Source organism: Bifidobacterium pullorum DSM 20433 (assembly GCF_000771405.1).
GTDB lineage: Bacteria > Actinomycetota > Actinomycetes > Actinomycetales > Bifidobacteriaceae > Bifidobacterium > Bifidobacterium pullorum.
In genome coordinates this window covers 318,710-329,202 of record NZ_JDUI01000001.1, presented here as the reverse complement: position 1 = coordinate 329,202, position 10,493 = coordinate 318,710, and the positions used below count along the sequence as shown (strand labels likewise).

The following is a 10,493-nucleotide window of genomic DNA, read 5'->3' as shown; positions in this document are numbered from 1 at the left end:
AGGATGTGGGAGAGTAGCACGCCGCCGCATTACACTTACAGAACGGGGATCCCCACCGGGGGTCCCCGTTTTTCATACCCGGCAAACCTCCGTCCTACGTATGGACGCAACCGGAACAACATGGATATCAACCCAGGTCCTGCCAGACACTCTCGTCGGAGGCGTCGAGCTGAATCCGGTTGTTTGCCGCGTAGCAGGCCTGGACCTGAGGCTGCGATTCATCGAACGAATACTCCTCCGACGATGATTCGTGCTGGAACTGGCTCGCGGTGTAGTCCTTCGGCACCAATCCATGCCGCTGCAGACAATCCACGATTCCGACGTTCGGACTGGAATACAGGTTCGGATTATCTATCTGGGCGGCGTAGATGGTCTGCAGCGCCAGCACCTCGCTGTACTCGCATTCATCGGTGGCCTGCAGGAACGCATCCCGTTGCTCCTGCGTGCCTCCGCTGACCCCCGCTTTGGTATATAAGCCATTGGCATAATGAATCAGCTTCGGCTGGGGTTGCCCCCTGTCCACCACACATCGCCGATAGTTCGACCATGCCTTCTCATAGTTCGACAATGAAACGGAACCTTCCGACTGAGCCTGTTCCAATAAGGCAATGAGCTCTTTCGACGGTGCATAGGGGCCACCGGTCTCCAAATCCTTGCGTTTCTGTTCGAGCAGAGTATCGATGAGGCTCTGCAAGGAATCCGCCAGACGGGTGTTATCAGTTGGTTCAGCAGTCGTCTCGCCGCCGGACCGCCCCTCCGCGGATTGCGGCCCGGCGTCAACGGACGAACACCCGGAGAACGACAACGCTGTCGCACATAACAGCGCGAGCAATGGCGTCAGGTAACACCGTAATCCCGATGATCTGCTGTTCACAATTGCCTGCTTTCACTATGGGTGGCTGTCGGATACGACATCATTCAACCGTGTCCCAATCTGTCTATTCGTCGAGTATCTGGTGCTCATCGCGTGCGGTATCAAGGATGATACGCCCGTTGGCGGCATTGCATGACCTCACCTCGGGTTTGATCGTGTTCCTGTCGAATGCCCCGGTTCCCGCGCCACGTTCCTCCAGTAACTGGTCGATCGTGTATGACATGGGAACGGCCCCTGCCTTCTTCATACAGTCCACAATCGCCACATTCGTATCCGCATACAGTTCCGTGTTCCCTAATTGCACGCGATACGCCTGGTTCACAAAGGTGACATGGCGCGTTTCGCATTCCGTCTGCGCCGAGAAAAACTCATTCATGGCCTTATCTGATCCCTTCACCAGGGCCTGTACATATATGCCGTTTTCGTAGCGGGTTAGTATCGGTTCCGGTTGTCCTTTGGAAATCATGCATTGCTTGTAGTCCGACCAGGATTGTTCGTAATCGGACATTGGAATCGTTCCCGCATCCACCCCGCGTTGCAGGATATCGATTTGTTGCGGCGACACGGCATCCCCAGCCTCCGTCGCGTTATCGAGTTGTTGCTGGAAGTAGGACTGCATCGAATCCGCCAGACGGGCTTGAGACGTATCCGTATCGTTGCCCTGTTCCGGCGGATTCGATGCGCTAACGGAGGAGGAACCACCGGCACAGGCGGCGAGAGAACAAGCCAACGTGATCGTGAACACCGCTGAAAGCACCCTTTTCATCATCGTACCTATGCACAAGATGTCCCTCCTCGCAAGCGTCGGTGCTTCGATGGTCTTCATCATAGAAACCAGCGCAGGAATGCGCATCTCGGACGATGCGCGTTTTGTGTATATTCTCCGCTGCGGAGATGTCGCGCCTGCTGAGCGTCTTCATCCGTGACGTTATTGCGCGGGGCTGTCGGGAACGGGGATCATGGCATAGAAGGTCCAATCCCCGTTCTCCGGACGTGTGATGAGCCTGCCACCCGCATGTTCGATACGTTTGCGCAGACCGGCCAACCCATGTCCCGAGTGTGGCATGCCGTTGCCCGCATCCTGTCCTGACAGCGGATTGAACTGGGTGATCTGCACGGCATCCGAGTCCAATAGCACTGATAATTCATAGCCGGACCCGCTCGAAACATCACGGAGGATATTCGCGTACACCTCATGGAGCACATCGAGGATGAGCTGCTGGTGTTGTGGCGAGGGCCGGCAGTCGCCGATGACATGGACGACCGCCTGGCCGTGGATGTTCACGGCGTGTGTGGACTGGTCTCCTCGCTGGAGGGTCAATCGTATGCGGTTGACGAAATCGTCATGCGCGGGTTCTTGACGGTTCCGTTGTTCGGTTCGATCCAGTGTGTCGATGACCTGTTTGACCTGTTGCAGCGCCTTGCGGGCCGAATCATTCACCTGGCGCCATTCGGCCGTATCGGAGGAACGGAGCTGCTGCTGCGCCAGCCTGGCAATGAATGACAGCTCTCCCGTCACCGAATCATGGATGCGCTGCGCCAAACGGGCATTGCGCTGCAGCAGGATATTGTGCTGGCGGATACGCTGTTCCCCCAATCGTAAGGCGAACAGTTCCTCACGCCACCTCAGCGAGCAACCGAGCAGCGTGCTCAAGGCGTACATCGCGATGAACGAGGGCATATTGCGCAATAGCGATCCGTGAAGCGCTGGCAGCACGGCGGTGAGAAGCTGTACCGCGATGGATCCCGACAGCACGCCGATGGCGGTACGTGTGCTGTACCTGTACGCGATCAGTCCCAAGGCGAACAAGAGGGAAAAGTGCGTGGAAGGCAGTCCCTCGAATATGGGCGGGCATAAGGCGGAGGCGATGCTGAGCACTTGAAAGGACAACCAGGCCAAGCGTGGCAGGAAGGCGGTGGCGATGACCGGCATCAGCACAATGACGGTTGCCGCAACGGTGATGGTGTCGGAGGGCCTGATGATCGCGGCTTCCCAGAGATAGAGCATCACGGTGAGCACGTCAATGGCCAGTGCGATGGGATGCTTGACGACAGTGCGTATGCCTCGGACCGCCGTGAATGCTCGCATCAGATGCCGCCGCTGGTCAGCCATAGCGAAATCGCCTGCCGGGTGTTTTTGACATTGAGTTTTTCTATGACGTGCTGCAGATGCTTGCGCACAGTGGCTTCGGAGATATGGAGCCGCTCCGCGATCTCCCCGTTGAGCATGCCCTCGTAGGCGCAGAGGTTGATGATTTCCACTTCCCGGTCGGTCAAGGCGTCGAATCGTTGCACGGTTCGACTGATTCGCACATATGCGAGGCGCGGGGTATCAAACCCTTCGAGCGCCTGTCCGGAACGGACGAGGCGCATGGCGTGGAGTAGGGCGGCGTCGTCGCTTTTATCGACCAGGCCTTGCGCCCCGGCCTCGATCGCCGCGTGCAGGTAGTGATTAAGGGAATAGCAGGTCATCGCCAGAATGGGCGTGCTGGCATCGGTTCTGCGAATGCGGCGGCAGACATCGGCCCCTTGCGGTCCCTCCAGATGCATATCGATAAGGAACAGTCCAGGGACATTCGCCGGATTCTCGCATTGACGTAATGCCGAAACCCCGCTGGTGGCGGTCCAGAGCACGGTGAACCCGTCGGGTGAATAGGCGAACAAATCCACAAGCGAACGTATGACGCGCTCATCATTGTCGATGATGGCGACGCTGTTGTCTGATTCCCGCGAATCGTTTGGGTGTTTTGCACGCAACGCGAGAATCTGCAGGGATTCCATATCTGATCTGATTCGTCAGAGATACCGGCCGATCACAAACGGTCGCAGAGCCATTGAATGATGACCGGGCATTCGATGTAGCGTGCACTGGCCGGTGACGGCTGTACGTCGTCCCCGGTTACGGTGACAGCCGCCGTGGGCGCGCATACCATGACCAGTACGGCAATTGCTGCGACAAGATGCTTCATGATGGGGCTCCCTCCTCTTCACGTCTTCTCCATTGTAGAACGGGAACGGTGAGATACAGCAATCCTGGATACACAAAACGCGTACACCTGCATGGGGCCGTTGATGTCTGTGCCGAGCCGTCATACGCAGACTGATGATGCAACGCAGCGGCGGACACAGCCGTCATGCTGCCTATGGCATCATGAGAACGGATGCTCGACGGGAGTGTTCGGATCTGAGACGTCGAAGCGGATCCGCTTGTTGGCCACCTCGCAGGACCGGATGCCCGGATTGTTGATGTCGATGGAATATTGCTGGTCGGAGCGTTCCTGCCGATACCGTTCAACCGTGTAGTCCTTCGGCACGAGATCCGATCGGTGGAAGCAGTCGACAATGGCGACGTCCTGATCGGCGTACAGGTTCGGATTGCCCTGCTGCAGCCCGAACACCGTGTCGATGACGGACACGTACTCGGCGGCGCACTGCTGCATGTCCAGATTGTATTGTTGAATTTGGGATTCGGTTCCTCCCTCGATGGGGGCTTCCACGTACATGCCATTGGAGAATTTCACAAGATTGATTTCGGAATAACCGTGCGCATACATGCAGTTCCGATATTCGTCCCACGCCCGTTCATAGTCGGACACCGCGATATGTCCGGACTCGGCCGATGATTCCAATATGGTTCGCTGATACTCCGACAGCGATGAATCAGCGATGCGTGCATTCATGTATTCGGTGAGATTGGATGCGAGACGGGAACCGGCTGCCGGCTCGCCTCCGGCATGCTCCGTTTCCGATGAGCATGACGCCAGCACGATGCACGCCATAATGCCCATACATGCGGCAAAGCGCCGCGCGACCGCCACGGCGCCCTGCTGTGCATTACCGGTGCGCTGGGTCATGGTTATTCGTCCTCCGTCCCATGGCACATCCTCGTCGCTGTGCTGTATGCGGCGTCAAAACAGTGAGCGAATCGACACCCAGCACGGCATTTGGTGCCTTCTATTTTGGAATAGTGTTGTCGGCAGGGATGACAACACGCGCTTTGCAGATGCACAAAATGCGTAGTGTGTCGGCGGGGATCGGTCGCCGGTTGCCGACGGTAAGATACAGCTAACATCCCACATTGTCGACAGACAGAATACACAGTGCGGAAGTACCGGGCTTGGGGCGGTGATTATGGCGAAGATGACACGGAAACCGAGGATGGGGCGTAGCCAGACACGACGGCACGACCGCCGCCGCGTATCGGTCACCTGGCTGCTGCTGGCCGTGGTGACGGTGGCGGCGCTCGCGGTGGGGGCGTGCGCGCTGTTCCTGCCGGACAGGCCTCCGGAATTGCTGTCACCGGCCAAACAGGTGACCGGCGCTCCGGTCAACACGCAGGAGTACACCGGCTCGCAGCAGGTCACCGTCGTACCGATCGTCTCGGCCTCGCGCCAGCTGCTCGGCAACGCCACCGGCACGGTGACCGCCGACTGGTCCGGAACCGGGTTGGTTTCCGGTCGCGCCGCCTATCAGGTCAACGGTCGTGCGGTGGTGGCGTTGAACACCGCCATCCCGCTGTACCGCGACATCAGGCCGGGCGATGTGGGGCAGGATGCGCTCGCCGTCAACAACGAACTCAACCGGTTGGGCTACTCGTCCTCCCCGGATTCCACCACGTTCACCTGGTACACCCAACTGGGCTGGCAGCAGCTGATGATCGACCATGGCAACGACTCGGATGGCACGCTGCTGCTCGCGGATACGCTGTGGATCCCGTCCCCATCGGTCACTGCGGCAAACTGGTCGGGCACCGTCGGCACGATGGTCGCGGCCGGTTCCCCGATCGGCGAGATCCCGGGAACCATCACCAGGCTCGACATCAAGAACGGCCAGCCCTCCGCCCAGGACCGCACGCTGACCATGTACGGGCAGAGCATCACGCTGCCGGCCAACGCCACCGGCGTGGACGACGCCGCATTCTGCGCGCAGATTACCGCCACACCCGAATTCCAGCAGATGCTGCAGGGCAGCGCCAACGGCACCATCGACCTGTCCGCGGGATTGGACGCGTCGCTGACGCTGGTCACCCCGATCACCGCGCTGCGTGTACCGGCCGCGGCCGTCGTCGGCGCCGATGACGGCGTCAACGGGTGCATCGTCGCGGAGGATGGGCGGATCGTCCCCGTCGCCATCGTGGGGGCGGAATTGGGCGCCAGCCTTGTTCAGCCGAGCGACGGCACCGACGCCGCGTCGATCGATACGGTGAGGATCGGGCCGGCGATCGCGGGGGCGTCATGTTCGTGAGCGCGCACGGTCTGGCGCATCGGTTCCCCGGCACCGACACCCTGTTCGAACACCTCGACTTCACGATCGAACCGGGGCATACGGTTGCGATCTGCGGACCATCCGGCTGCGGCAAATCCACGTTGTTGTCCATCCTGGCCGGATGGGAGCGGCCGGCCGAAGGCAGCGTGGAACGCGACGGCATCAACCGGATTGGCTGGGTGTTCCAGAACCCGTACGGCGTGCCGGAACGCAGCGCCCTCGATCATGTGGTCTTCCCGTTGCTGGCCAAAAGGGAGCGGCGGCGCGACGCAGAACCGGAGGCGATGGCCGCCATGGAATTGTTCGACCTGGGATATGCGGCCGAACGCCGGTTCTCGGACCTGTCCGGAGGGGAGGCGCAGCGGCTGATGCTGGCCCGTGCCGTCTGCTCGAAACCCGACCTGCTGCTCGTCGACGAGCCGACCGCCCAGCTGGACACCCGCACCGCCCACTCGGTCAGCCATGTGCTCGGCAATCTGGCGGGGCAGGGCATGATCGTGGTCGTCGCCACCCATGATCCGGATACCCGCGACGCCTGCGAACGCGTCATCGATCTGGCCGACTACGCGCCGGAGGACAAGCGCCCGCCATCATCCGACGTTGCTGCCGGTGCCGCATCCGGCGACGGCTCAGCGGCGAGTGTTGCGGCCAAAATCGATATGGCTGCGGCGGAAACCCCGGAACGGGAGGGAACGCGATGAGGTTGGGGTCGGTGTTGTCGGAGGCGATGCGCAACATCGCCGCGGGCACGTCTCGTGCGTTCCTGCTGTTTCTGGTCGTGCTGCTGGCAGGCGGGCTGCTGGCCGGGTATGAGGCGATGACCGTCATGGCGTTGGAGCAGGAGGCCGCGGCTCGCATCCATGCGGACGCCGATGTGAAAAGCGTGGTCGGCGGCCAGGTGGACGGGGCGACCTGCGACCGTCTGACGGAGGTGGACGGCGGTCCCTCCGCATCCGGTGCCATGCGCATCGGACCGCAGATCGTGCCGAAATCCACACCCGGACGTGATATCGCCTCCTACGAGGTGACGTCGGGCATGCTGGCGCTGGTCATCGCGGGGGAGGACGACCCTGCGCTTGCCGCGGACGCGAACGGCGTATGGGTGTCCAACGTGGTGGCCGATGATTTCGGCCTGACCGTCGGCAGCCGGTTCGAGACCGACCACGGCGCCACCACGGTGGCCGGTGTGTTCGACTGGCCGAACGACGGGCGCGATACGCGCTTCGCCTACGCGGTGCTCACCCCGGTCTCCGCCGACGACGGGCGCGCGTTCGAGGAATGCTGGGCCAAGCAGTGGCCTGCCAGCGACGAGACCGATGGCCTGTTGTACTCCACCGTCATCGTCACCGAGCGGGGCGCGCAATCCACCAGCGTGGGGGTGACCCAGGTCAACAAGGGCTTCGATTCCCGGTATGACGCGACCAGCGGGTACCTGACGCGTATGACCCGGTGGATGCCGTTGATCGCGCTGGCGGTCGGACTGCTGCTGGGGGCGATGTCGGTGCGCCGGCGGCGGTTGGAATACGCGGGCGCGTTGCACAGCGGCCAAAGCAAAGGCGCGCAGTTGTTCGGCATCGCGGTGGAGACCACGGTGTGGGCGGGACTGGCCACGGCCGCATCCTGCAGTCTGCTGGCCGCGGCATGTGTGCGCCTGGCCGCGTCGGATCCACTGACGGTGCTGGGCGCGGCCATCCGCACGCCGCTGGCGTTGCTCGCGGGTACGGTATGCGCCGCGCTGGTGTCGGGGCTGCTGATTCGAGAATCGCAGCTGTTCCGATACTTCAAGAACCGCTGACACGGTCATGGCCGGGCCATGCGCACGGAACCCTTGGCTGTCCGCCCCCGACACCCCCGGACTGTGCGGACTCTGATGCATCGTGACTCTGATGCATCTCAAGAATCGTTGCAATATCAAGGTTGTGAACTTGCATCACGGTCACAAAAGTGTCAGAGTCCGTACAAGCCGGGCGTGTTGAATCGCTGCCATGGGCAGGGCTCCCTGTTCGGCTATGCTGGGTACGGAACATTCGTGACGAACAAGGAGCAACGATGAGCGAATCGCGTACGGCATGGGGCTGGGGTCTGGCCAGCGTGGACGAGGCCGGCAACACCCTGGATGTCTGGTATCCGAAGCTGACCATCGGCGAGGCGCCGGCCGAGGGGAGCCGTCCGAACCATAACTTCGACATGATGGTGCATATGGAGGCCGACGCCCGCGGCGTGCGCCGCCTGCCCGTGTTCACCGTCAGCCAGCTGGACGAGCCGATCGCGGATGCGGCCGACGCCTACCTGCGTCTGCATCTGATGAGCATGCGCCTGGCCAAGCCGAACACACTGAACCTGGATGGCATCTTCGCCAAGCTCGCCACCGTGGTGTGGACCAACTACGGTCCGTTCGCCGCCGAGACCTTCGCGCTGCGCAAGATGGATGTGGAGGCCGAACGCATGCGTACCACGCCGGGCATGCCGCATGCCGGCGTGACCGTGATCTCGCTGGACAAGATCCCGCGCATGCTGGATTATGTGATCCCCTCCGGCGTGCGTGTGGCCGACGGCGGCCGCGCTCGCCTGGGCGCCTACCTGAGCGAAGGCACCACCGTCATGCACGCCGGCTTCGTGAACTTCAACGCGGGCACCCTCGGCACCTCGATGGTCGAAGGCCGCATCTCGCAGGGCGTGGTGGTCGGCAATGGCTCCGACATCGGCGGTGGCGCCTCGATCATGGGCACGCTGTCCGGCGGCGGCAAGCACCGCGTCTCGATCGGCGAGCACAGCCTGCTGGGCGCGAACGCCGGCATCGGCATCTCGCTGGGCGACAACTGCGTGGTGGAGGCCGGCCTGTATGTGACGGCCGGCACCAAGATCACCGTGGTCGACAAGGCCAAGCAGGCCGCCGGCGAACCGCTGGATGTGGTCAAGGGCGCCGAGCTGAGCGGCAAGGACAACATCCTGTTCATCCGCAATTCGCTGACCGGTGCCATCGAGGCCCGGTATCGCAAGACCGGCATCGAGCTGAACAGCGAGCTGCACCAGCACAACTGAGCGTCATCCGCTGCACGTCGGCCCTTTCCAGGATTCGGAAAGGGCCGTTTTGCGCTGTGGGCGCACATCCGCAGGACAAGGGGTCGGAGTACCATGGCGGGGACATCCCGAAGGTCGGCGGGCATCGGTTTCCAAGGATTTTCACAATTAGAACTGTATGGTGGTTAACGATGGCAGAATTTGATTTTTCACAGGCGATCGGCGAGGCGCGAGCCAAATACGAGTCGATCGCGAAGGCATTGGACGTGGATCGTCTCAAGACGCAGATCCAGGACCTTGAGGTCCAGGCATCAGCGCCGGGTCTGTGGGACGACCCGGAGAACGCGCAGAAGGTGACCAGCCGTCTGTCCGCGGCGCAGTCGCAGCTCAAGCGTCTGGACTCCGCCAGCCAGCGCATCGACGATGTGGAGACGCTGGTCGAACTCGGTCGTGAGGAGGACGACGCGGACACGCTCGCCGAGGCGCAGTCCGAGATCGGCAACATCCGTCAGGATCTGGACGACATGGAGATCCAGACGCTGCTGGACGGCGAGTACGACGAGCGTTCCGCCGTGGTGACGATCCGTTCCGGCGCCGGCGGCGTGGACGCGGCCGACTTCGCCCAGATGCTGCTGCGCATGTACCTGCGCTGGGCCGAGCGTAACGGGTTCAAGGCCAAGATGATGGACACCTCGTACGCCGAGGAGGCGGGCATCAAGTCCGCCACGTTCCAGGTGGACGCCCCGTATGCCTACGGACGCCTGTCCGTGGAGGGCGGCACGCACCGTCTGGTCCGCATCTCGCCGTTCGACAACCAGGGCCGACGCCAGACCAGCTTCGCCGCTGTGGAAGTGGTCCCGCTCGTCGAGGCGACCGACCACATCGACATCCCGGACACCGATATCCGCGTCGACACATACTGCTCGTCCGGTCCCGGCGGTCAGGGCGTGAACACCACGTACTCGGCCGTGCGCATCACCCACCTGCCCACCGGCATCGTGGTCACGATGCAGGACGAACGTTCGCAAATCCAGAACCGCGCCGCCGCCATGGCCGTGCTCCAGTCCCGACTGCTCGTGCTGCGCCATGAGGAGGAGGCCAAGAAGAAGAAGGAGCTCGCCGGCGACATCAAGGCCAGCTGGGGCGACCAGATGCGTTCCTACGTGCTGCACCCGTACCAGATGGTCAAGGACCTGCGCACGGGCTACGAGACCTCGCAGACCCAGGCCGTGTTCGACGGCGACATCAACGCGTTTATCGAGGCGGGTATCCGCTGGCGCCACGAGCAGCGCCGCGCCGCCGCGGAGGAATCCGAAGCGTAACCCCCAAGAAC

At 62.1% G+C, this 10,493-nt stretch carries 11 protein-coding genes; 5 read left to right on the top strand and 6 right to left on the bottom strand.

The window, feature by feature from the left end:
- Positions 1–127: 127 nt before the first annotated feature.
- From OU11_RS09125 to OU11_RS08745, 6 genes are all read right to left on the bottom strand, one after another.
- Positions 128–874 carry a hypothetical protein gene (locus OU11_RS09125; RefSeq protein ID WP_152597016.1) on the bottom strand — a complete coding sequence of 249 codons (747 nt, stop codon included), beginning with the start codon at positions 872–874 and terminating at the stop codon, positions 128–130.
- A 64-nt stretch (positions 875–938) separates the two neighbouring features.
- On the bottom strand, positions 939–1,703 hold the full coding sequence (locus OU11_RS01335; RefSeq protein WP_152597015.1) for a hypothetical protein: 765 nt from the start codon (positions 1,701–1,703) through the stop codon (positions 939–941).
- A 99-nt stretch (positions 1,704–1,802) separates the two neighbouring features.
- Positions 1,803–2,987, bottom strand: coding sequence for a sensor histidine kinase (locus OU11_RS01325; RefSeq protein WP_033514004.1), 1,185 nt, complete (start codon positions 2,985–2,987; stop codon positions 1,803–1,805).
- Entirely contained in the window at positions 2,963–3,655 is a 693-nt protein-coding gene (locus OU11_RS01320) for a response regulator transcription factor (protein WP_052122525.1), read from the bottom strand. The genes OU11_RS01325 and OU11_RS01320 overlap by 25 nt, the downstream gene beginning before the upstream one ends.
- A gap of 32 nt (positions 3,656–3,687) precedes the next feature.
- Positions 3,688–3,843, bottom strand: coding sequence for a hypothetical protein (locus OU11_RS09310; protein WP_161782749.1), 156 nt, complete (start codon positions 3,841–3,843; stop codon positions 3,688–3,690).
- Positions 3,844–4,023: 180 nt separating this feature from the next.
- Positions 4,024–4,728, bottom strand: coding sequence for a hypothetical protein (locus tag OU11_RS08745; protein ID WP_052122524.1), 705 nt, complete (start codon positions 4,726–4,728; stop codon positions 4,024–4,026).
- A gap of 304 nt (positions 4,729–5,032) precedes the next feature.
- On the opposite strand from OU11_RS08745, the gene OU11_RS01310 reads away from it, so the two are divergent.
- The 5 genes from OU11_RS01310 (at position 5,033) to prfB (ending at position 10,482) form a co-directional block, all read left to right on the top strand.
- Positions 5,033–6,118: a hypothetical protein gene (locus OU11_RS01310; protein WP_152597014.1), complete on the top strand. Its 1,086-nt coding sequence runs from the start codon at positions 5,033–5,035 to the stop codon at positions 6,116–6,118.
- Positions 6,109–6,840: an ATP-binding cassette domain-containing protein gene (locus OU11_RS01305; RefSeq protein WP_081963371.1), complete on the top strand. Its 732-nt coding sequence runs from the start codon at positions 6,109–6,111 to the stop codon at positions 6,838–6,840. The genes OU11_RS01310 and OU11_RS01305 overlap by 10 nt, the downstream gene beginning before the upstream one ends.
- On the top strand, positions 6,837–7,934 hold the full coding sequence (locus tag OU11_RS01300; protein WP_033514002.1) for a hypothetical protein: 1,098 nt from the start codon (positions 6,837–6,839) through the stop codon (positions 7,932–7,934). The genes OU11_RS01305 and OU11_RS01300 overlap by 4 nt, the downstream gene beginning before the upstream one ends.
- Positions 7,935–8,188: 254 nt before the next feature.
- The gene (gene dapD, locus OU11_RS01295; RefSeq protein WP_033514001.1) at positions 8,189–9,181 is read left to right on the top strand and encodes a 2,3,4,5-tetrahydropyridine-2,6-dicarboxylate N-succinyltransferase; all 993 of its coding nucleotides are present in this window, start codon (positions 8,189–8,191) and stop codon (positions 9,179–9,181) included.
- 170 nt (positions 9,182–9,351) lie between these two features.
- Entirely contained in the window at positions 9,352–10,482 is a 1,131-nt protein-coding gene (gene prfB, locus OU11_RS01290; RefSeq protein ID WP_033514000.1) for a peptide chain release factor 2, read from the top strand.
- Positions 10,483–10,493 lie beyond the last annotated feature (11 nt).

What these genes read in the sequence shown, in the direction of transcription:
- OU11_RS01335 (WP_152597015.1), bottom strand. Translation starts at nt 1,703, where the DNA reads ATGATGAAGACCATCGAAGCACCGACGCTTGCGAGGAGGGACATCTTG.
- prfB (WP_033514000.1), top strand. Translation starts at nt 9,352, where the DNA reads ATGGCAGAATTTGATTTTTCACAGGCGATCGGCGAGGCGCGAGCCAAA.
- OU11_RS09310 (WP_161782749.1), bottom strand. Translation starts at nt 3,843, where the DNA reads ATGAAGCATCTTGTCGCAGCAATTGCCGTACTGGTCATGGTATGCGCG.
- OU11_RS08745 (WP_052122524.1), bottom strand. Translation starts at nt 4,728, where the DNA reads ATGACCCAGCGCACCGGTAATGCACAGCAGGGCGCCGTGGCGGTCGCG.
- dapD (WP_033514001.1), top strand. Translation starts at nt 8,189, where the DNA reads ATGAGCGAATCGCGTACGGCATGGGGCTGGGGTCTGGCCAGCGTGGAC.
- OU11_RS01300 (WP_033514002.1), top strand. Translation starts at nt 6,837, where the DNA reads ATGAGGTTGGGGTCGGTGTTGTCGGAGGCGATGCGCAACATCGCCGCG.
- OU11_RS01310 (WP_152597014.1), top strand. Translation starts at nt 5,033, where the DNA reads ATGGGGCGTAGCCAGACACGACGGCACGACCGCCGCCGCGTATCGGTC.
- OU11_RS01320 (WP_052122525.1), bottom strand. Translation starts at nt 3,655, where the DNA reads ATGGAATCCCTGCAGATTCTCGCGTTGCGTGCAAAACACCCAAACGAT.
- OU11_RS01325 (WP_033514004.1), bottom strand. Translation starts at nt 2,987, where the DNA reads ATGGCTGACCAGCGGCGGCATCTGATGCGAGCATTCACGGCGGTCCGA.
- OU11_RS01305 (WP_081963371.1), top strand. Translation starts at nt 6,109, where the DNA reads ATGTTCGTGAGCGCGCACGGTCTGGCGCATCGGTTCCCCGGCACCGAC.